At 47.1% G+C, this 21,879-nt stretch carries 21 protein-coding genes; 11 read left to right on the forward strand and 10 right to left on the reverse strand.

Annotation, left to right across the window (positions count from 1 at the left end):
- Positions 1–41 precede the first annotated feature (41 nt).
- Positions 42–611 carry a DJ-1 family glyoxalase III gene (locus ACJJH9_RS10040; protein WP_444925140.1) on the forward strand — a complete coding sequence of 190 codons (570 nt, stop codon included), beginning with the start codon at positions 42–44 and terminating at the stop codon, positions 609–611.
- A 51-nt stretch (positions 612–662) separates the two neighbouring features.
- Here the strand turns inward: ACJJH9_RS10040 and ACJJH9_RS10045 are convergent, their stop codons facing one another.
- Entirely contained in the window at positions 663–1,586 is a 924-nt protein-coding gene (locus ACJJH9_RS10045) for a LysR family transcriptional regulator (RefSeq protein ID WP_444925141.1), read from the reverse strand.
- A 106-nt stretch (positions 1,587–1,692) separates the two neighbouring features.
- Here ACJJH9_RS10045 and ACJJH9_RS10050 point away from each other — a divergent pair, with 106 nt between their 5' ends.
- Positions 1,693–1,995 (forward strand): GFA family protein, encoded by a 303-nt coding sequence (locus ACJJH9_RS10050; RefSeq protein ID WP_252081726.1) that lies wholly within the window; start codon positions 1,693–1,695, stop codon positions 1,993–1,995.
- An 84-nt stretch (positions 1,996–2,079) separates the two neighbouring features.
- On the opposite strand, the gene ACJJH9_RS10055 is transcribed toward ACJJH9_RS10050, so the two are convergent.
- Complete coding sequence (locus ACJJH9_RS10055) at positions 2,080–2,985, reverse strand: LysR substrate-binding domain-containing protein (RefSeq protein WP_444925142.1); 906 nt, start codon at positions 2,983–2,985, stop codon at positions 2,080–2,082.
- A gap of 249 nt (positions 2,986–3,234) precedes the next feature.
- Here ACJJH9_RS10055 and ACJJH9_RS10060 point away from each other — a divergent pair, with 249 nt between their 5' ends.
- Positions 3,235–4,248, forward strand: coding sequence for an aldo/keto reductase (locus tag ACJJH9_RS10060; RefSeq protein WP_444925143.1), 1,014 nt, complete (start codon positions 3,235–3,237; stop codon positions 4,246–4,248).
- A gap of 355 nt (positions 4,249–4,603) precedes the next feature.
- On the opposite strand, the gene ACJJH9_RS10065 is transcribed toward ACJJH9_RS10060, so the two are convergent.
- Positions 4,604–5,461: a LysR family transcriptional regulator gene (locus ACJJH9_RS10065; protein WP_444904854.1), complete on the reverse strand. Its 858-nt coding sequence runs from the start codon at positions 5,459–5,461 to the stop codon at positions 4,604–4,606.
- 109 nt (positions 5,462–5,570) lie between these two features.
- On the opposite strand from ACJJH9_RS10065, the gene ACJJH9_RS10070 reads away from it, so the two are divergent.
- The 3 genes from ACJJH9_RS10070 to ACJJH9_RS10080 are packed head-to-tail and all read left to right on the forward strand — an operon-like array spanning position 5,571 to position 7,568.
- Positions 5,571–6,008 carry an oxidoreductase gene (locus ACJJH9_RS10070; protein WP_444925144.1) on the forward strand — a complete coding sequence of 146 codons (438 nt, stop codon included), beginning with the start codon at positions 5,571–5,573 and terminating at the stop codon, positions 6,006–6,008.
- Positions 5,993–6,649, forward strand: coding sequence for an oxidoreductase (locus ACJJH9_RS10075; RefSeq protein WP_444925145.1), 657 nt, complete (start codon positions 5,993–5,995; stop codon positions 6,647–6,649). Before ACJJH9_RS10070 ends, ACJJH9_RS10075 begins: the two co-directional genes overlap by 16 nt.
- 34 nt (positions 6,650–6,683) lie before the next feature.
- A complete protein-coding gene (locus ACJJH9_RS10080; RefSeq protein ID WP_444925146.1) occupies positions 6,684–7,568 on the forward strand; it encodes an SDR family oxidoreductase in 885 nt (294 codons plus the stop codon).
- Positions 7,569–7,679: 111 nt separating this feature from the next.
- On the opposite strand, the gene ACJJH9_RS10085 is transcribed toward ACJJH9_RS10080, so the two are convergent.
- The 4 genes from ACJJH9_RS10085 to ACJJH9_RS10100 all read right to left on the reverse strand — a co-directional run bounded on the left by ACJJH9_RS10085 (position 7,680) and on the right by ACJJH9_RS10100 (position 13,047).
- Positions 7,680–7,907, reverse strand: coding sequence for a hypothetical protein (locus ACJJH9_RS10085; RefSeq protein WP_444925147.1), 228 nt, complete (start codon positions 7,905–7,907; stop codon positions 7,680–7,682).
- A gap of 104 nt (positions 7,908–8,011) precedes the next feature.
- Positions 8,012–9,223, reverse strand: coding sequence for a serine hydrolase domain-containing protein (locus ACJJH9_RS10090; protein WP_444925148.1), 1,212 nt, complete (start codon positions 9,221–9,223; stop codon positions 8,012–8,014).
- Positions 9,224–9,672: 449 nt separating this feature from the next.
- Entirely contained in the window at positions 9,673–11,166 is a 1,494-nt protein-coding gene (locus tag ACJJH9_RS10095) for an aldehyde dehydrogenase family protein (protein WP_444925149.1), read from the reverse strand.
- A 171-nt stretch (positions 11,167–11,337) separates the two neighbouring features.
- On the reverse strand, positions 11,338–13,047 hold the full coding sequence (locus ACJJH9_RS10100) for an alkaline phosphatase D family protein (protein ID WP_444925150.1): 1,710 nt from the start codon (positions 13,045–13,047) through the stop codon (positions 11,338–11,340).
- 311 nt (positions 13,048–13,358) lie between these two features.
- Here ACJJH9_RS10100 and ACJJH9_RS10105 point away from each other — a divergent pair, with 311 nt between their 5' ends.
- The 5 genes from ACJJH9_RS10105 (at position 13,359) to ACJJH9_RS10125 (ending at position 19,986) form a co-directional block, all read left to right on the forward strand.
- Positions 13,359–14,534, forward strand: coding sequence for a thiolase family protein (locus tag ACJJH9_RS10105; protein ID WP_444925151.1), 1,176 nt, complete (start codon positions 13,359–13,361; stop codon positions 14,532–14,534).
- A 358-nt stretch (positions 14,535–14,892) separates the two neighbouring features.
- Entirely contained in the window at positions 14,893–16,158 is a 1,266-nt protein-coding gene (locus ACJJH9_RS10110; protein WP_444925152.1) for a glycosyltransferase family 2 protein, read from the forward strand.
- Between the two features lie 350 nt (positions 16,159–16,508).
- On the forward strand, positions 16,509–17,690 hold the full coding sequence (locus ACJJH9_RS10115; protein WP_444925153.1) for a TackOD1 domain-containing metal-binding protein: 1,182 nt from the start codon (positions 16,509–16,511) through the stop codon (positions 17,688–17,690).
- Between the two features lie 77 nt (positions 17,691–17,767).
- Entirely contained in the window at positions 17,768–18,955 is a 1,188-nt protein-coding gene (locus ACJJH9_RS10120; protein ID WP_444925154.1) for a glycosyltransferase family 2 protein, read from the forward strand.
- Positions 18,956–18,960: 5 nt separating this feature from the next.
- Positions 18,961–19,986: an HlyD family secretion protein gene (locus ACJJH9_RS10125; RefSeq protein WP_444886288.1), complete on the forward strand. Its 1,026-nt coding sequence runs from the start codon at positions 18,961–18,963 to the stop codon at positions 19,984–19,986.
- On the opposite strand, the gene ACJJH9_RS10130 is transcribed toward ACJJH9_RS10125, so the two are convergent.
- The 3 genes from ACJJH9_RS10130 to cadR all read right to left on the reverse strand — a co-directional run bounded on the left by ACJJH9_RS10130 (position 19,976) and on the right by cadR (position 21,846).
- Positions 19,976–20,401, reverse strand: a complete 426-nt coding sequence (locus ACJJH9_RS10130; protein WP_444925155.1) for an acyl-CoA thioesterase — start codon at positions 20,399–20,401, stop codon at positions 19,976–19,978. The two genes, ACJJH9_RS10125 and ACJJH9_RS10130, sit on opposite strands and share 11 nt — an antisense overlap.
- A 100-nt stretch (positions 20,402–20,501) precedes the next feature.
- Positions 20,502–21,392: a metallophosphoesterase gene (locus tag ACJJH9_RS10135; RefSeq protein WP_444925156.1), complete on the reverse strand. Its 891-nt coding sequence runs from the start codon at positions 21,390–21,392 to the stop codon at positions 20,502–20,504.
- Positions 21,393–21,420: 28 nt separating this feature from the next.
- Positions 21,421–21,846: a Cd(II)/Pb(II)-responsive transcriptional regulator gene (gene cadR, locus ACJJH9_RS10140; RefSeq protein WP_444884757.1), complete on the reverse strand. Its 426-nt coding sequence runs from the start codon at positions 21,844–21,846 to the stop codon at positions 21,421–21,423.
- Between the last annotated feature and the right edge of the window lie 33 nt (positions 21,847–21,879).

Here is a 21,879-nt window from a genome sequence, read left to right on the forward strand (position 1 = left end):
CTATAAATACTTATAGTCCTAGCCTTTTTGGAGCTATATCCATGTCCAAAATACTGATCCCCCTTGCAGATGGCGTTGAAGATATCGAGGCCATTGCTATCTACGACATTTTAAGTCGGACGGATGCGAAGCTAACACTAGCTTCTATTATGCCGAGTAATCGCATCACTACCCTACGAAATCTTGTTATCGAAGCGCCTTATCGTATAGAGGAGTGTTTAAATACCACTTGGAATTTAATAGCTCTGCCAGGAGGTAAGGAAGGTGCCGAGTGTATGCATAACTCGGAACCTCTAATGGAGCTTATCCGCGCACAAATCGAATCCAGCCGTTGGTTAGGGGCAATTTGTACCGCCCCAGTAATCGTACTTGGCCGACATCAGTTAATTACCAATTTTAAAGCAACTTGCTACAAAGCTTTTCGTAGTGAGCTTAGTCAATATGTAAGGGAAGTCAGCGATCAGCGAGTGGTTGTTGACCGGAACTTAGTGACCAGCCAATCACCGGGAACCGCGATAGAGTTCGCACTTGGGCTCGTAACCTGCTTGTTTGGGGAAGAGCGAACACACTCTATTGCTCACACGATGAATGTCTTATTACCAGGTAAGTAATCTAACATTATCCTGACATTCAGTTTTTCAATCGAATTCCACGCTGCCGAGCTACTCGGACTCCGCTGAAACTAACAAATCAAAATCTGACTTTAGCAAACGCCTCTCTAGAAAACTCAAAAACAAATCTATTTTTTTGGAGCTATTACGCCTAACTTTATACAGAGCGCCAACTACTTGAACCTCTTGCTTTAAATCAGGAAATATCTCTATTAGTTGACCGCATTTGATGGCTGGCTGACAGAAATAAGAAGGCAATATAGCAATACCATTGCCATTTATTGCCGCAGCACGGATATGAGTGGTCTTGTTAGAAACAAGATTACCCTTAAACTGATAGAACTTGCCATTGAATAGCCACCCATCTTTCAAACCATTGAGCCTGGCCAACAAAATATTATGTTTTCCGAGTTCTTCGATTGAGTCTGGATGCCCCTTCTTTTTTAAATATTCAGGCGATGCCACAAAAATGGGATGAATATGAAAAAGTGGCAATGCATAAAACTGGCTATCTGGTATTGCCGACCAAACACGGATGGCAATATCGATATCATCCTCAACCATATCCAAATGGTGAGGCGTAAAGATCAGTTCGAGATTAAAGTCTGGAAAGGCTTCTTGAAAGTCAATACATATCTGGCTAAAGACATTTTCGCCCAATGTTTCAGGGAAGGTTAAGCGCAATTTGCCCCGGTCCAAGGCCCCAATTTCAGCAACCCGATCTTCCAGGTCAGTAAAGGCATTGATTATCTGCTGCCCTTGCTGGTAAACAAGCCTGCCTGCATCGGTTACCGAGACCGATCTGGTTGTTCGGATCAATAGTACCTGGCCCAGCACCTGCTCCAATTGAGCCAATGTCTTGCTCACAGTTGGCGCTGACAAGCCCAAATGGCTAGCGGCTTTGCTTAGAGAGCCATGATCCACTACCGCACAAAAGACACTGATTAAGTGGTACTTATCATATTCCCGCCGCACCGACTATTTCCTTAAAGCTAATTATGACTTTCCGCTGATGATCTTTATTAAGATCGGCCAAATAGTAAACTTTAAACCCATACTAATCCACTCTGGAAATTAACCCATGAATCACTTAACTTGTCACTGTGGGGCTATTCATTACAAACTTTTCAACAGCTCAGTTTCCCCTAAGGTAGCTGGGGCAATAAGTTTTGTTGAGACTTCCAATCCAGCTCTCATTGAAGATGCCTCAAAACAGCTTAATACCTATTCTTTTAAATCTGGACCAGTAAAAGAATATGGATTTTGTAGTCGGTGTGGTGCGGGTATATATCAAACAGATCGCCGTGGACAAACCCATCTCGTAATACATAGCCAGCAAAATTATCAAGCCGACTATAGTGGAATTCTGAGCTTTGGCTTTTAATTAGCCTTGTCAATCCTTCAGTCAGAAAATTAACTTAGCCAGTCACTCTCTAAGATTCGCTGTTGCATAAAAGTGTGCATGTGGTTAAACCTCATCGAATGGTTGATCTCCCAGCTCCTCAAGAATGTGATTGATAAAGCTAGTAATACGTGATGAAAGTGCCGTGTTACGGTAGTAAACCGCATTAATAGATTGTTTCATGTCTAAGGTTTCACTAGAGAATAGCTGCACCAATCGCCCAGCTTGGCGATCTCTCTTGGTCATAAAGTCTGATAAACATACGATTCCTGCGTCTGATAGTGCTAGTTGCCGTAAAGTCTCGCCACTAGATGAAGTAATCGTTGGCTTAATGTGCAGCATGTCCCCACTCTGCTCATACAGCGGCCATTTGTTGAGTGATTCGGGCTTTGTAAAGCCAAGCAAGGTGTGTTGGGCGAGTTGCTCCACATCCTCCGGGGTACCATGTTGTTGCAAGTAGCCAGGACTGGCTAGAATTCGAACTCTGCTAGAACCTATTGGCCGGGCATATAAGGTTGAGTCTTGGAGCTTACCGATACGAATAGCCACATCAGTGCGCTTCTCTATCAAATCGGTTATCCCCTCATTACTGTTTAGCTCAAGCTCTATCTGAGGGTATTTAGTTCGGAAGCTATTTACCATAGGTGCTATTACATGCAGCATAAATGGTGTGGCGGCGTCTATACGCAGAAGACCAGAGGGGTGCTTTTTGCGGGCCGCCATCTGCTCCTCGGCCTCTTCCACTGAGATGAGAATATCCCGTGCATATTTGAGGAAAGCTTGCCCCTCCTCTGTTAATTCCAGACGCCTGGTAGTGCGCTGTAGTAATGTAGTTTGCAGTTTATTCTCCAAACGGGCTAATGCACGGCTAACCCCGGAGACAGTCTGCTCTAACCGTTCGGCAGCCGAAGTGATCGAAGCAGTATCTACCACAGTGATAAATACCTGGAGCTCTTGGAGGGTAACCTGCATTATTGACCTTAAATCAATAGTATATTGCCTATATACGACTTTTTCATCAAAAGCTATTACCCCACACTGACTCCATCGACCCACTACCGTCGGCTACTACAAACAGGCCATATCGCCATAGTAATTAGCTGCAGTTTTTATGCTAAGTACATTGGTAGCGGGACGTAACTGGCTAGTCAGGCATTCTTAACCGCCCGACCACATAGTCAAAACCTCTTAAGTTAAGAATTTCATTGATGGGAGAAGCAAGTGAAGCTGAAAAATCTATTGCCCAGTAAGCTCGGATTTGGCACAGCACCTCTTGGCAATATGTTCCGCGAGATTCCGGATGCTGAAGCCTTAGCAACGGTACAGGCGGCCTGGAATAGCGGTATCAGGTATTTTGACAATGCGCCATTCTATGGAGCCGGTCTTGCAGAAATTCGTATGGGTGAGGCGTTGTCTAGCTTCCCACGCGAAGACTATGTTATCAGCACCAAAGTTGGCCGCTTAATTTTGGATGAAGTTGAAGATGTAGCGAACCGAGATATTCAAGATAAGCGTGAGATTTTCAAGCATGGCCGCCCCAATAAGGTTGTTAATGACTACTCATACGATGCAACAATGCGCTCGATAGAAGGCAGCCTCAAGCGGTTAAAGACCGATCGTATTGAAATTGCATGGGTTCACGATGTTGCCCAGGATTTTTATGGTGACGAATGGCTTGGCATTTTTGAAAGCGCGCGGAAAGGTGCTTTCAGGGCTCTCGATAAACTGCGTGATGAAGGCGTAATTCAAGCTTGGGGCCTGGGGGTAAACAGAGTGGAGCCGATTGAAATACTTCTTGATCTTGAAGAACCCCGCCCCGATGGCTTTTTACTCGCTGGCCGCTACAGCTTGCTGGATCACTCTCGAGCTCTCCAGAGAGTAATACCACAGATAATAGAACGCGACCTCGGCATCGTAGCTGGAGGCCCCTATAGCTCCGGGGCGCTAGTCGGAGGACCAAATTTTGAGTACGCGCCAGCATCAGACTCGATACTGCAAAAAGTTTCCAAAATCAAAGCGATTGGCGATAAGTACGGAGTTAGCACTAAGGCTATTGGTTTGCAATTTGTACTGGCCAATCCAGCCATTGCTGCGGTGATACCAGGTGCGAGCAAACCTAGTAGGATCAAAGAAGATGTTGAGGCTATGGAAACTAATATCCCTGATGCTCTATGGCAAGAATTGCGTCAAGAACATCTTGTCGATGACTCCGCTCCACTACCAAATGGAAGGTAAGGGTAAACATCACTAGCTATACAATATTAATCCCGGCCTATAAACATTATTGGTGGGATTATTAGGGAAATTTAACTTAATATTTAGTCGTTCGAACTTGATCTGACAGTAACCGGTTTTTTTAGAAGTTGCTCTGCCAGGTCAAGTTCAGTTTTCCGATCATTTACTATACGCAAGAATTTCTATAGTCAACTGACTGTAAAAATTTTAAACACAACGGATAGAAGAAAAACTTATGTAAGCCTGCAATTTTACATAGCCATTTGATAAAATTAAAAGAAATACAGAAATCCTTATAATTTGAGAATCCCCAAATATAAAAAGTATTTACACTTTCAGAATCTCGCTACTTAATCTAAAAGAAGTTCCAAAACCTACTAGCGATTGGTCCCAGAGCACGTTCTCTATTGCGGATAATACATAAATCAAAACTACTAAATGCCTTGATGCCTTCGACATTGATTGGGACGAGTAAGCTCTTCTTCAGCTCATCCTCTATAAAATGCCTGGGAATTCTCCCCCAACCAAGCCCAGCTAGAGTCAATTCTTTTTTTGTATGGTAATCATTAACAAGCCACCTGCGCCCAACTTCTAGCAAGCTAATATTTCCTTTGTTTCCCGAGTGGCCGGTATCCCTCACAACAATTTGCGGTAACTGTGCAGCTTCCAACTGTGAGACACTTTCCCCTGGGAAGACCCCAGGCGCCACAACATTCACAAGCTCAACCTCCCCTATTTTCTTCCATTCATGTTTACTCTCAACACCGTATAAAGTAGCGAATGCTAGATCGGCTTCATTATTATCGACACGTTCCATAACACCTGATAATAGTTCAGTACTAATACTGAAATCTGTATTGGGAAAAGACAACACTATGGGTTTGATCTGTTTTAATAAAGGAGATAGCTCAACAATACCGCTGATGACCACGGTGAATTTTGGCTCTATTCCCGCTCCAAGCTGGTGTCCCATTACGGAGAGCTGTTCAAGGCTCTGAATAACGCGCTTAGACTGCTTATAAAAAGCCTCCCCCTGCTTTGTAAGACTTGGACGATAGCTATCCCTATGGAATAAGGGAAAGCCAAACTCTTCTTCCAACTTCTTAATTGCATTACTGATTGTCGGCTGGGTTTTGAAAATGGTCTTTGCCGCACCTCGAAAACTGCCCTGTTCAACTACAGCGATAAACATCTTGAGTTGTTCCTGGGTCATAACAAAACCTGATTCAACTGATTAATCATGTTGATACAAATATACCATTATCTATCTATCGTATACATAATTATCCTACGCCCTATCAACACAAGCAGAGTTAAGCGATATGGCTAAGAATCATCTAAATCTGAGTCTTTTTTCATCAGGAAATCTCGGATCAATAGAAACTGACAACCGTGTCATCATGGCTGCGTTGACACGTGCTCGAGTTGGAAGGGATGGCGTACCTACAGACATCAATGCCAAGTATTACGCCCAACGAGCCGGTGCAGCAATGATCATCTCTGAAGCCACAGCGATTTCAGCTCAAGGGCTCGGATGGGTAGATACCCCAGGTATTTTTACGCAAGAACAAATCAAAGGCTGGCAAAAGGTTACCGATGCTGTACATCGCCGTGGCGGGAAGATTTTCATCCAACTTTGGCATATGGGCCGAGAAGTGCACCCCGATCTTATCGGAGGCCAGGCTCCCGTAGCGCCTTCACCAATCGCTGCAGAAGGCGCAGCACATACTTATAACCTTACGCAGTGCCCAGAGCCCTAACTCACAATGAGATTCAAGGCATTATCGCGGATTACAAACAGGCGGCTAAGAATGCTCTCAAAGCCGGTTTTGATGGAGTCGAGCTCCACGCTGCAGGGCCTTACCTGCCGGCTCAATTTCTACATGACAGCAGTAATCAGCGCACCGATGCTTACGGAGGGAGTATAGAAAACAGAGCTCGCTTCACCTTTGAAGTTCTATCGGCACTGTGTGAAGTCTGGGGGGCTGACAGAGTCGGTATCAAGCTATCACCAGAGATTAGCTTGACAGACAGCCGCGCTCAAGAAACCTACTTATATATTGTCAGTCAACTCAGTAGATATAACCTGGCTTACTTACAGATGATGGAGCGGGCATGGGATAGAAATGAGCAACCATCCATTGACCATACCCAGCTGCGTGATGCTTACAAAGGTTGCTACGTTGCCAATGGTATGTATGACTCGGAATCTGCAAACAACGCTATTGCCGATGGCACAGCCGATTACATTTCATTTGGACGCCTCTTTATATCAAATCCTGACCTAGTAGCGCGCCTGGCAAGTAATGGGCCCTATAACGAAGAAGATATGTCTTCATTTTTTTCCGGTGATGCACGGGGATATGTGGACTACCCATCTTTATCCGAGCAAAGCGCTTAAGCATCAATTGATTATTTGTATTTTGGACACAGCTATGGAAAAAATTCTGATTACCGGCGGAACTGGAAACAACGGCAAAGCCATTCTTGAGAATCTCGCCAACACCAATATGCCTGTTAGAGCTATGTTACGTGATATTTCGAAAGCGCCAATAAGGGCTAAGAATATCAGCTACGTAAAGGGGGACTATGAAGATGAACACTCTCTATTAGAGGCTCTGAATGGTATTGAATCAGCCTTTTTGGTTACCGCGTTCGAATTCTCATTCACCAAGAAACATGCCGCTTTTATCCGTGTAGCTGAGCAAGCCGGTGTCAAGCATATAGTGCAACTCTCCGGTTTAGGGGCCGATGCAAGTTCGCCTATAGATATAGCAAGATGGTTAGGAGAGGCAGAAGACTACCTTATTCAATCCACTTTAAACTGGACGATACTACAACCCGCCAGCTTTAACAGCAATTTCTTCGCTTCGGCCGATGAAGTTGCCAACTTAAGTACTATTAGTGCGCCTTTTGGTTCCGAACCGGGCGCAACCGTTGTGACAGTCGATCATCAAGACATTGCCGATGTGGCAACAAAAATCTTAATGGAATCAAATTTACATAAAGGAAAGAAATATATTCTCACTGGTCCGGAAAAATTAACTTATAGCGATATAGCACAGATCTTATCTGAGGAGTTAGACAGAGAAATTAAATACATGCCCATCAGCGATGAAACTGCAAGGCTGGGATTACTCAATTCTGGAATTCCAGAGAGCGATATTGATGCCTTAGCACAACTTTGGCCAGTAACTCGCGAATGGGGCCATACCTTTGAACTTTCGGGCCATACAGAAAAACTCCTGGGTAGAGGGGCAACCTCAATTAGAGCCTTTTTCCGCAGTGAGATACATCGATTTAAGAAAAAAGAAGTCTAGATAAGTAGTTACCCCATTGGAAAGTTAGTGTTTAACAATGAGCACTAACTTTCCAACGATGCCAATAATCTTTGATAAGTAGAAATGAAAGGTATCCTTCAGCATGGCGCTTCATACGGTTGTGTCTTTTTTCAGCATCAGTGGCTGTAGACCTCGGGATAAGAGTTGAGCCGTAGCGGTAATGCCGATAGGACCGGCATCAATAACAATCACATCATGGATGTTTTTCATTACTTGTGGCAGTGCCCCGCTAAGAAACACCCCCACCCATCGCAGGCTGGGCGTCACTGTTCTTAGAGCCCAAGTTACAACCTTTAGACTCCAGATAGGCTTCATCATGAACAAATCGTTCAAAGCCTGATTTCTCCAATAGGAACCCAGTCAATCTCCCCAAGACCAACATTAACTAACATGTAAAGAATTTCTACAACACTGATCTTGCACTATGAACCTTTTTGTTTTCCAAGTTTATTAATAATGAATTTTGCACGCTCTACTGTTTCAACTAGTTTCTTGGGTACAGCATTGTCTTCCCAATCCTGCATAAAGACCACAGACAAACCGCTATTGAGATCACTAAACCCATATTGCCCATAGGAACCAGCTGTGTAGATGACATTGTATTCAGGCAAGTACCAGGCTTGAGACCCATATGCCACAGGAGTACCCAACGCAGTGGCAAGTGCCTTGCCACTTTCAGATTTAGCAAGAAGGTCCTTATCAAGATTTTTTACTGAATCATAGAAGCTCTTTGGAGCCTTGCCCTGAGCAATCCACTGATGAAAAAGTGCATAGTCGCGTAGGGTAGTACTGATACCATAGGAAGGGCTAGCGGTACCATCAACGGTCAAGGCAATGGAGCCAGAACTATTTGCCCCAAAATCATTAAAGAGATCCGAAAGAAGCTTGTTGAATGGGTGCCCTGAAACTTCTTCTGCAAGTATGGCTAATAGATCAGTATTTTTATCATTATATGTATATACTTTGCCCGATTCATTCTGGACTTTAGCATTCTTGATGGCATTGCGATGTCCAGTTGGTTTACCTGGCTTTAAGCCTTGCTCAACCTCAAATAAATAGGCTTCACCTCCTGGCACATGATAATCTGTCGCGGGTAATAAGCCAGAGGTCATATCAAGTACCTCTTGCACCTTGGCTTTTCCAATTTTTGAACCAGCAAAATCAGAGAGATAATCTCCAATCGACAAATTAGGATCTATCTTACCCTTATCAATCAGCTTTGAGATAATGACTCCTGCATAAGTTTTGGAAGCGGATTGCAAAAGCTGAGTTTGATTGTGATCAAGTCCATTATCATAAAACTCCGCGATAATTTTATTATCTTTCATAACCAGAAAACCTTTTGTTTGAGTGGCATTTAGCGACTCAACGAAAGGCCAGCCCTTGTGAATTTCCAGACTTATATTAAAGGGCTCTTTAACAACCTCCAGATTGGATGGTTTATCTGCACCCATTATATGCACCGTGCCAAAGATGCCATAGTCATCCCAGTGCATGGATGTATATCTGTAATATGGCCAAGTTTGCATATTATTTTGATTAATATCAGATAGATCAAACGGCCGATAAAAATCATTGAGCGTAACTTTTTCTTTAGCTAGAGCAGATGGAAAAGAACTAATCGCCAAGATCATTGCTACACACCCATACTTCAAACATATTCCACCATTTCTCATTGGATTTATCGTTGTTGACATAAAAAAAAGAACTCGTTGCTGTTTAGCCTGACACGACCTCAATTAACACATCTTCCAAAATCGTTGCAGAATAAAAATTTAAATTTAGATACAGAAAAATGCACTTAACATGACTTCCAACCAAGTGACCAGGAGTTGCGCGATTCTTGACTTCAGGAGGGCGCTCTCAGATGGATATCATTTCAAAGGTACTAACTTCGGCAGCTCTTCTGTCGAAGTCCTCTTCGCATGTCGCATGTCGCATGTCGCATGCTGTATTTTGACCTAAAGTCATTCACCAGCTGCTTATTAAGTACGCATCTAGATGGGAGGGGCAATCCCGCCATATACGCTTAAAGAGACACTGATCGAGCCAGCATGACTGTGAAGCCCCCACAAATCTCGAGCTAGGCAGGCAATGAGCGCACCACCATCAACCGCTCTTCGGTCATATCCTTGATCGCCCAGCGCACCCCCTCTCGGCCCAGGCCGGAATCCTTCACACCGCCGTAGGGCATATTGTCTACCCGCCAACTGGGCACATCCCCTATTACCACGCCACCCACCTCCAGGGTGTCCCAGGCTTTTTGGGCTCTGTACAAATCACGGGTGAAAATCCCGGCCTGCAAGCCAAATGCGCTGTCATTGACCTTTTTCAGCACCTCATCGAAATCATCAAAAGGTTCCAGTATTGCTACAGGCCCAAAAGCTTCCTGCTGCACTACATTGCAATCACTGGGGACATTCTCTAATAACGTGGGTTCGAGCATGGCGCCATCGCGGTTACCACCGCAGAGAAGCGTACCTCCCTGTTCAACCCCTTCTTTAACCCAGTTATGTAACCTTGTCGCTTCCCCCTCTGAAATCATCGGACCAATAAACGTATGTTCATTTTTAGGATCTCCTTTCTTAAGCTTCTTGGTGCGCTCCAGCAAACGCGCTTTCAGGTCCTCATATAGACTGGAATGCCCATAGATCCTCTGCACACCGATACAGCTCTGGCCCGACTGATAAAAAGCTCCAAAGATCAAGCGTTCTACCGCATCTTCCAGATCGGTATCCCGATCAATCACACAGGCAGCATTGCCACCCAATTCCAGAATAACCTTCTTGCGCCCTGCCCTGGCCTTCAAGTCCCAGCCTACCGCAGGGGAGCCGGTAAAACTGAGCAGCTTAAAGCGATCATCCACAGTAAACAGGTCCGCGCCTTCGCGGTGACAGGGCAGCACCGAGAAGGCCCCCTTGGGCAGATCGGTTTCCGCCAGTACCTCTGCGATAATCAGGGCACCGATCGGGGTTCTACTCGCGGGTTTGAGCACAAAGGGGCAGCCGGCAGCAATGGCTGGAGCCACTTTATGGGCCGCAAGATTCAATGGGAAATTAAACGGTGAAATAAAAGAGCAGGCCCCAACGGGAACCCGTTTAACAAACCCTCGGTAGCCTGCGCTGCGCTTGGAGATTTCCAGATTGATAATCTCCCCATCGATACGCACCGCCTCTTCCGCGGCCACACGGAAAGTATCTATCAGACGGGAGACTTCCCCACGGGAATCGTGGATCGGTTTACCTGCCTCAATACACAGGGCCACGGCCAACTCTTCAAAGCGAGTCTGAAAGCGCTGTACACAGTGATCCAAGACTTGCTGGCGTTTGTAGGGCGGAAACGCAGCCATGGGTTTTTCTGCCAGCAAGGCCCAATCTATCGCGCTATCGATCACCTTGGCATCTGCCATGGCAACCTGTGTTGCCACCTCGCCGGAGTACTTATCGGTTACATCCAGCTCGGTATTGGCATAGATGGCTTCATTGGCCAGGTAGTAGGGGTACGCTTTCTGTAACATCAATGGCTCCTGGTGGTATTCACGGTGAGCATCGACATCGGAACCCGCTCGATCTGTCACGAGGGTATAGGTTACCCAGAGACAGATAGCAACACGGATAGCCTCTATAGGCCTTAGGGGCTGACCCAAATCTAGAAAGGTAGGCGTTGATACAACAGGCGCGGGAAAGCGCCACCACAGTCACTAAGTTGAGTCACTGGGTGGCGCTATTAAAGATGGTTATTGGTTTGGCTATTTCTCCGTCAGCCACATACCTTCGGGTTCGTAGTTAAACGTTTTGTAGGTCTTTTTATTGGTGGATGGGTTGTCTGACTTTTTGTCGATGTCATAGACAGTCCAATTCAGCTCGCTGTGGTTGAACTCAATCACCGCATAACCATAGATATTGCTGACAAAATCCTTGATATGCGGATTGTTAACCTGCACGCCTCCATTAAGCAATGAAGTGAATACGCTACCCACATCGACCCCTCTCTCTACCGTGTCATTCAGGTTCGGTGATGAGATCGAAGGGGTCATCAGCTCAATGCCTACCAAGTTATCATAGTCCCAGTTGCTGATCTTGTTGAAATTTACTTTCAGGTAAGAGGCAATACTGGTGTGTAGATCCCCGGTCAGCACAACAAAATTATCGACACTGTTGTCTTTCACACTGGAGAGAATTTTCTCACGCTCCCATTGATAGCCATCCCAGGCATCGTAGTTAGCGAATACCAGAGGGCGCCCCAGTGCGGTGCCTGCTAACTGGGCAAGCAGGGTCTGGTTACCCCAAACTTTCCAGCGGGCATTGGAATTGACCAAGCCATTAATCAGCCAATCCCGTTGGGTTTTACCCAGCATGGTTTGGGATTTCTCTTCGTAATCGGTGCACCAGTAGTTTTCCCAGGCACTACCGTCTTTACAGGGCTCTTTGGTGCGATAGGTTCGGCTATCGGTCATATATAAGTCGACCAAATCGCCGAACTGGAAAGAGCGGTAAATTTGCAGGTAGTCGAAGGCGTGGCTGGCCGCCTCATCCACTTTTACACGAGCCGGCACATACTCAATCCAGGCCTGTTGCGCATCGCGGCGCAGCTGGCGCAATTGATCGGGATTGTTAGCGCCAGTTTGGTAGGGATGGGATGGCACACCCAGAGTATCGCGATCGTAATCCCAATAGGCGTTATCCGCAGTTTCGTGGTCATCCCAGGTGATAATAAAGGAATGCATTTCCATCGCCCGCTGCAGGTTTTTATCCTTGCGGTATTCCCGGTAAATATGGCGATAGTCTTCGAGATCCATAGCCACATTACCGCCGGAAGGCAGGCTCATTGGGTGAACAATCGCATCCTCAAAACCCTCGTACTGCGCGTACTCATAGATGAAGTCTCCCAAGTGCAATACGCAATGCACATCTTCATCGGCCAAATGGCTGTAGGCGTTGTAATAGCCCGTGGTGTAATCCTGACAGGTCACCACCGCCATTTTGATACTTTCCAGCCCACCAGTTGGCAGGGTATGGCAGCGCCCGGTGCGGCTGCACAGTGCGCCGTATTTAAAGCGGTAGTAGTAACGCTGATTGGGAGACAGATAGCCTTCCAGGTCGATGTTTACGGTGTAGTCGCGATCCGCACTAATATCCTCAGCATTGACCTCAGCACTCAACACTGGCTGGGTAAATGAATCGTCCAAAGCCACATCCACATACAGGATTTGGCCGGGTACAAAGGCAGCGGGATTGATATGGGTCCAGAGCACCACACCAGTTTGGCTGGGATCACCGGAGGCCACAGACAAATCGAAGATCAACCCATCCTGATCGATATCGTAGCCCGAGGGGCTGCCACTCAGATTAAAGCGCGCATAGGTTTCGCTATTGCTAGCCGCTAATGAGCGAACGGTAAATGGTGTGAGCAGCGCAAGCCCCATGGCTTGCACAAATGTACGGCGAGAAACAGTCATAAACCCCAACTTCCTGTTTGTTATTTAGAATTCGAATAATGTGAATTGGCGCGCATTTTATAGAAATGCGTACCAACAAAGAAGTCGGTTTATTCTACGAAGTATTAAATTTTGATGAAGGTTTAACCGAAAAAAGTCGATATACGCTACATTAGTCACATCTGACAGCTTGTCAGGACAGTAGATATCAGGGAAGTGGCAGGTCAATAAACAATCTTTAACCCCCCTAACCCTCCAGATAATGCTTCCAGTACAAAGCAATATCAGCTGTTCTACTGTTTACAAAAGCCTCAAAACTCAGGGCATACCCCATGCGAGACGTTGCCGTTGTTGCCTACTGTAGAACCGCAATCGCCAAAGCAAGGCGCGGTGCCTTAAACCAAACCCACGGTATCCCCATGGCCGCGCATGTCATCAAGGAAGCGCTGCACAGAGCTACTTTGGATCCCGAGGAAGTGGAAGACGTTGTACTGGGCTGTGGATTACCTGAGGGGGCAACCGGCCACAATATCGCTCGCAACGCCGCCCTATTTGCAGGTTGTGGCGTCAAAGTGCCCGGTATGACGATTAACCGCTACTGCGGCTCGGGTCTCAATGCCGCATCGATCGTAGCGAATCGGATCGCCAGCGGGGAAATGCAGGTCGGCGTTGCCGGTGGCGTAGAAAGTATTAGTCTCGTGCAGTTCAGCCTGAACCTGAATCACTTTGTCTATGAGCCCCTGCAACAACAAATCCCCGCTGTTTGGTGGACCATGATCCAAACAGCGGATTTCGTCGCTGACACCTTTTCGATCAGCCGGCAGGCACAGGATGCCTATGTGGTGGAGTCGCAAAAACGCGTGGCGGAAGCGCACAGAGCAGGCAAATTTGCCGAAGAAATCGTTCCTTTTGAGACAGTCATGTCGATAAAAGATAAAGAGACTGAGCAGATCTCAGAAAAGACAGTGTTGCTGAAAGAAGATGAAGGCCCACGCCCCGGTACCACCCTGGAAGGGTTATCGGCTTTAGAGCCAGTGAATGATGGCGGCACGGTAACCGCGGGCAACGCTTCGCAGCTCTCTGATGGCGCTGCGGCCGTCGTCATGATGGATGCCGAGTTAGCCGCCAAAAGAAATCTGCCCATTCTGGGGCTATTTCGCGGTATGCAGCTTGCAGCGGTGGCCCCCGATGAAATGAGTATCGCCGTGGCGCCAGCCATCAAGCGCTTAATGAAGCATCAGGGGCTTTCTATGGGAGAGATAGACCTTTGGGAGTTACACGAAGCCTTTGCCGTTACCACCCTCTATAACCAAGCGGAACTGGACACCCCTTGGGATATTACTAATGTTAATGGTGGCGCCATTGCCCTTGGGCACCCCTATGGGATGTCCGGCATTCGCTACCTGGGTTCTTCACTGATGGAGCTCAAGCGCAGAGACGCACACAAAGCGGTTATCGGGGTCTGTACTGCTGGCGGGATGGCCACAGCAGTATTCCTTGAGCGCTAAGCCAGTTACAAAGTCTTCCCCTCTGGCCGCCCTACCCCTGGCCACTTTGTACTTGTAACAAGCAAAAACAAGCGAACTGAAACACGCAAACTGGTTCAATCATCACCACCTAGAAGTTGATCCCTTCTATAGCGCCTGAGCGCCTGGTCTGCTGGACAATTTGGCGTCGCGATCCTCTCAATATATCGTATCTATGGCTTCAAAGTGCCCGGAAAGAAGCTTGCAATTGCCACCAGGTTTGCCTCGAAGCTGGAGGAATAGCCATGTCCCGGCTCAAAGAGAGCCACAGCCAAGACACTCTCTGTAGCTGCACACCAAGCAAGCAGCTGAAAGCCTCCCTCAAAGGTGTATTGCACTGATGATGGAAGCAATCCATGACGGCTTTATTTTTCTTTCCGCACAGAGCCGGGGCGCTCTGTTTATCATGTTCTGGATCGTGATCTTCCTGGAACTCCCTCGCTATATCTTCTCTTTCTTCACCGCAGTTTTCTTTTTCAGCTCAAGGATCGAGAAAGAAGTAGATTTGGAGAAAATCGGCAAAATTTCGGTGATTATTGCCGGTCATAACGAGGAGGAGTCGATCGAAAAGTGTGTGCACAGTCTTTGGGCGCAAAGTGTTAAGCCCTATGAAATCATCGTGGTAAGCGATGGCTCAACCGATGGAACCAGAAAAGTGATGTCCAGCCTACTGACCCGAGGACTCATTCAGGGAGCCCATGCAACAGAACTTAGAGGTGGCAAGGCCTCCGCACTAAACTTGGGGATTCGCTTTTGCACTGGCGATATCGTTATCACCGTAGACTGTGATTGCTCCTTTGAGCACCACACCATGAAGGAAGTGTTACTCCCCTTTGAAGACCCCAAAGTGGGGGTGGTTTCCGGTAATGTTTTTGTGCGTAACCCACAAGACAATCTTATTACCGCCTTTCAATCCATCGAATACATTATCAGCATCTCCCTCGGCAGACATGCGTTAGCCATGATCAAGCAAATGTGCTGTGCATCCGGTGCCTACAGCGGGTTCCGAAAAACTGCTATTGACCAGGTAGGTGGCTTTGATTCCGGTGGGGGGGAAGATCTGGATATTACTTTTCGCCTGCGCAACTACGGCTGGGATATCGCCTTCGCCCCAGAGGCGATCTGCTATACGGATGTACCCACGAATATCCTGACTCTAATTCGCCAGCGCTTGCGTTGGGAACGGGATGCTGTGCGTTTGCGTTACCGCAAGTACGCCCACTTTATCAATCCTTTTAAGCGCCGCATCAAATTCGAAGAGTTCTTTCATCAATTTGAGTTCTTGATCTTTAATGTGATCGCTGCTATCGCTTTGCCCATATACTTGGTCTGGCTGTTTGCGAGTTACGGCAGTAATGCCTGGTTTATTTTAATCGGTGCACAAATAGTATTGATTATGCTGGATTGTCTCACTTTTGCTCTCGCAGCTTATGCTACCTATAAATTCAGCACCCTTCCGCTCTGGGCATTTCTGATCGGCTATAGCATCCTCTATGTCAACTTGATGCGTGTAGTGCGGCTCTATGCCTATGTACAGGAGTGGATCTTTAGAACCTCCTATGCGGATTCCTTCGCCCCTTCAAAAGTACACAAAGTGAGGGAATAAATTGCTGGGAATACCTCAGAAGCCGATAGTTATCCCTTGGGGACCCCACTTTTTTGGCTGAAACTCGACTTTATAGTCAATCGTGATACCCAGCTCATAAGACCAAGCCTTATCTCTTTATTTCCTGCGAGCTGGCGCTTCAGCCCTCGTGGTCTATCGTTTTACTTAAGGCGGAATTTTACCCGCCAACCGTATCAACCAAGTACAACCGGCGTCAGTTTGCCCCTTCTGTAGGAGGGTTTGCCATCTCCTTTCTCACAGATGCATATAACTATTATCGCTGGCCCAGTGATTTTAATACGGTGCATCCAGGCATTGAGAAGTGTGATGCCCTAGTGGTTGAGGAGCCCATGACTCCTCAGTGCATCGAAAACCTCTGGAACAGCCAGATAGGCTTGCACCTGCTACCGGTGATTGACCTAACGGGCACACTGGGAGTCAGGGCAGACCTGGATGCCTCTAACACGCTCAAGGCAGACCCTACAGAGTATGGCAAGTTGATCGACTCCTTTAACTTTCGCCGCTCTCAGTTGCACCCGGATTTCTACAACCCCCAGAATGATGACGACAAAATCCTGGCCCGCATTTTTGTCTCAGGGATAAGCCTGACCCCTAGCTACCAGCCAGACTCGCGCACCACCGTTTGCTTTAACACCCTGTTAGATTCAGAAACGGTATTGCATGAATGCGAAAAAATGATGACGGCTGAATTACTGGCCGGCAGCTTTTTTGACCGCCGGCATATTTGTAACGGTTGTAGTGCCTCTCAATTTAATGTGCGCGAAGAGTGCCCGGAGTGTCGATCCCCCAACTTGAGAGAATCCTTCTATCTGCACCACTTTAAGTGTGCCTACCTGGGGCCTGAAGACGACTTTCGCCAGGGCGAATATTTGATCTGCCCCAAGTGCCGAATGGAAATGAGCCATTTCGGCAGTGATTACGACAAACCGGGCACCATTTTGATATGTAATTCCTGCGGCAAATCCAGTTCAGAAACAGAAGTCGGCTTTTTATGCCTTAATTGCGATACCCATATAGATGGCGATTCGGTAAAAACTGGGGATATTTTTAAATATAGCCTCACCGAAAAAGCCGTTCATTACCTGCATGCTGGCCATGCATTCCTGGAACTCACCCAGCAAAGCCCTATCTTTGCCGGGCTTCCATTCGAACTTATCGTAGTATTAAACAAAGAGCTAAAAGATTGGAAAAACAATGAGAGCGAATTTGCCCTGTTGTGCATCAAATATGAAAATGAATATTTGATCGAGCAAGAACACGGTAACCGCCAATTTTTTCATAGCCGCAATCAGTTTTTCCAGAGTTTAAGCCACTCGCTAAAAAAGGTGATGAAAGGGGAATACCCGGTTACCGCGGCCAAAGGCAGGATGGAAGATTTTATTCTGGTAAGCCATATCAGTCAGAAAGATCTGTACAAATTTAGTGAAGAAGCCGGGCAAAGAGCCGCGAGCTCTCTGCGACTGGATGTGGAACCCATCCTCCAGGTCTATGGCCCCGAGGACCTAAGCTAATGTGGGAAGAAATTCAGGACGGCTACTATTACCTTATCTCCCAGAGCTATACGACACTATTTTTGATGCTCTGGGTGTTGGTTATTTTTGAAATTCCCCGCTACCTTTTTTCATTTTTTACCGCTTTAACATTCTTCCGAAAAAAACCAAAGTTTGAGGTGGATATAGAAAGTTTGGGAAAAGTGTCGGTAATTATTGCCGGACACAACGAAGAGGATGCAATAGAGAAGTGTGTACGCAGCTTATGGGAGCAGAGTCGCCCGCCAAATGAAATTATTGTGGTAAGTGATGGCTCTACCGACGGCACAAGGAATATTTTACGTCGCTTACTGAAAGAAAGGCTTATTCATGGTGCACATTCGACAGAGCTGCGTGGAGGTAAATCTTCTGCCGTAAATTTAGGGGTACGATTTTGTAGCGGGGATATCATCATAAATGTAGATTGCGACTGCTCCTTTGATTATCACGCGATAAGGAATATCTTATATCAATTCGACGACCCCAAAATAGGGGCAGCTTCTAACAGTATTCTAGTGCGCAACTGGGGAGTAAATCTAATTACAATATTCCAAGCCATTGAATATAGTATTAGTATCACCCTTGGAAAACATGCGCTGTTTATGTTGGGGCAAGTAACTTGTGCCTCAGGGGCTTTTAGTGCATTTAGGAAATCAGCTTTAACACAAGCTGGCGGCTGGGATTCCGGCGGCGGTGAAGACCTGGATATCACATTGCGCTTACGCCACTACGGTTGGAAAATTGGATTTGCCGCCGACTCTATTTGTTATACCGATGTCCCCACCAATCTGGTAGCACTGGTTCGACAGCGATTTCGCTGGGAGCGGGATGCTATCCGCCTGCGTTACAGAAAGTACCGCCACTTTATCAACCCTCTTGAACACCGTATTAAGCCAAAAGAGCTATTCCACCAATTTGAGTTTCTCCTCTTTAATGTAATCGCCATCTTAGTTCTACCAATTTATCTGGTCTGGCTATTTTTTACCTACGGAACTAACGGATGGTTTATTTTAATAGCGGCCCAGATGATCCTTATATTAATGGATATTATTACCTTCACCCTAAGCGCTCTCTCCACACCTAAGTTTAAGGCTGCCCCCATTTGGCCTTACCTGCTGGGATACAGTATTTTGTACGTTAACCTGATGCGTCTTGTCCGGCTCTATTCTTACACTCAAGAGTGGATATTTAAAACCTCCTATACCGACACCTATTCACCTTCGAAAGTGCATCGTGTTCGGGAGTAAGTAATATGAGAACTATACGAAAACATATCCGCCCAGACACCATGGCCAGTGAAGTCCGCCCCCATCATAGTGCCATTGGGCGGCGCATCTATATCGGGGTATTGATATTATTTGCCCTGGCTATTCTGCGCTATCTATTTGGGGATTTGTTTATCCTCAAAGGAGACGGGCTGGTCCTTAGGGATTACGCCGCAGTCGAGATGGGTTATATCACCAGAGTGACCGCGGTAGAGGTTGATGAGGGGGAATCTGTTAAGGAGGGGCAGCTACTCCTCAAAATAGAATCCATGGAACTACTGGAGCGCTTGGCAGATCTCTCCAGCCGCCAGGCCAACCTGATTCAAATTTCCGCCGAGTTTACCCTGCTTTCCGAGACTGCCAAACAACTGCTGGTTCCTGCAGAACACCGCAAGCAAGAGATAGAAGAGATTCTGGCGCGAATCAATAAGCTGGCCGATAAGGGTTTTGTTAGCAAGATCACCTATCAGGAAGTACTCAGGGATAACTTTAATGCGGGCCAGGAACTGGTCAAGATTCAGGTAGAAAGCACCACGCTAGACAAGAAGAGAAAAGCTGTCGATGCAGCAATCAAGGTAGCCGGAACAGCCTACCAGAGGCTGAAAGACCACTACGATGATGGCCAAGTGCGCAGCCCGGTAAATGGCTTGGTTGGTGCTACTGTTCCCTCTGTAGGCGATGTCTACCGTGAAGGGGAACCCCTAATGCAAGTCTATTGGGGGGAACCCTATGTACTCGCCTATATGCCGCGCCGATATATTCTTGCTCTTCGGCCGGGCATGGTTGTCACAGTCAAGAGTGGCCGCTACAAAGATAAAGGCGTGATCTCTGAGTTACTGCCTATTTCTGATCAACTGCCAGAAGAATTCCAGAATACGTTTAAACCCCAGGAGCGCAATCAGCTCGCCAAAATTGTACTCTCCGATCCAGAGCATTTTCCCTTATCTGAAAAGGTACAAGTTACTCTGGAAATAAACTGGAAGGACCTCTTTGTAGAGAACTTTATGGATTAGAGGTTTGCCGGGCATTAAATTCTGTCAGTGCCGCTCTCAACCATTCCGGCAAGGTGATCTTCTGTTTGGATTCAACCGAAAGGGTGACATAGGTAATTGTTGCCGTAAAAGCCAATAGGTCTGGATTAAGATAAGCCTGCACAAGAAAGGTAAACGACTGATTGCCAACCTTGTGTACGCTGACTTTGAGCTGTAACTCCTGGTCCCAAGTAACCGGGCTTAAGAATTCCAGATTAAAGGCCCGCACCGGTGTCAGGAACCCCCGCTTCTTCATAGTGGCTATAGCCGGGCCATCAAATAAAATAGACATGGCTTCATGGGTGGCCTCCAGGGCAAAATTGGAAAACCTCGGGGTATAAACAATACCCTCGGGATCACAGTCCCCAAACAAGACCTTGCGCTTGATAGTTATCATAAGAGCTTCTCCCATTAAGCCAGGCAACCATTCTAATGCAGCGCTCTATTTACATCCTGCCAAAGCAGATAACCAATCCAACCAACCATAAACTGCTTATTTATTCACCACGGCTAAAAAGCCTCAGCAAAGTGACTTCTGGCGGCACCAGAAATCTTACCGGCAGGATACTGGTGCCTACCCCTGGGCTCACAAACAGGTGTTTGCCTTCCTCTTCGATATGCCCAATGGCATAGCGCTCCCCGTAGCGGGAGGGCACAATCGGGCGGCCAATCAAGGGTAAAAATACCTGGCCGCCATGGGTGTGGCCGGCAATCGTCAAGGCAATCCGTTGTGGAATTTGGGGAAATATATCTGGGTTGTGAGTGAAGGCTAAGACTGTCTCCGACTCTTCAATGGCAGACATTGCCCGATCTATATTGTGTGGCCCCTCCCAGAAATCACTGATGCCAACCAACTGAAAGGCACAGTGGCCGCTACTGATCTTGGTGGATGCATCTTCCAGCAGCGGGATACCTTTCTCAGTAAAAGCCCGCTCTACTCTTTTCGGGTCCAGCCACCAGTCGTGATTGCCCATTACAGCAAAAACGCCCAAGGGTGCCCTGAGGCCGGCAAGCACTTCAGCGGCACTTTCCGGTGTCACAAAAGAACCACCAACCACCCCTTGAATAACAAAGTCACCGGGGAGTAGTACTAAGTCAGGACTGCTGGCATTTACCTGGTTAACCAATGAGCGCAGGCTTTCAATCCCTTTATAGGGGGAACCCACATGTAAATCCGCCAATACCGCCACGCTTAAACCGCTACAGGAAGCAGGCCAAGACTCCAGGCGAAGCGCTTGCTCATTGATCCTGAAGCTTCTTGGCTCAGCGAAAAAGGCCCAAACCGCAAGGGTAAGAGCAACAACCAGAGCCACTAGAAAGACAACCCGGTACTTTCCCCGTGGCCAGCTCAATAATTCTCCCGATAGCTTACTCAACAGCTTTTTCAATGAGGTACTCTCAACTTACAGATAACTTTTATATCGTGCTTTGTGCCGGGTGGCAGTCACAACTGGAGAGTTCTCGTACAATCTCACAGGAATCAGTAGAACCGGGGCCGCCACACTGGCTGCGCAAAGCCAGCAAACTCTTCCGCAATTGCTCGAGTAATGCCATTTGGCTGTCCACCCTATCAATATGCTCATCCACCAACGCATTGATTTCAGCACAGTGCTCTCTCGGTTGTTCCCGCAAGGTTAACAGTTTGCGTATATCCTCAATGGGCATATCGAGGGAGCGACAGTGCCGTATAAAACGCAATTGCGCCAAGTGCGCTTCTGAATACAGACGATAATTGCCTTCGGACCTCAATGGTTGTGGCAGCAAGCCCACCTGTTCGTAGTAACGCACGGTTTCCACCTTGCAGCCTGCCTGCTTGGCCGCCTCCCCTATTCGGTAACGCATGCTGGTGTCCCCTTGACTCTATAGTTACTAGAG

The organism is Microbulbifer mixtoriginis (SeqCode), assembly GCF_052466715.1.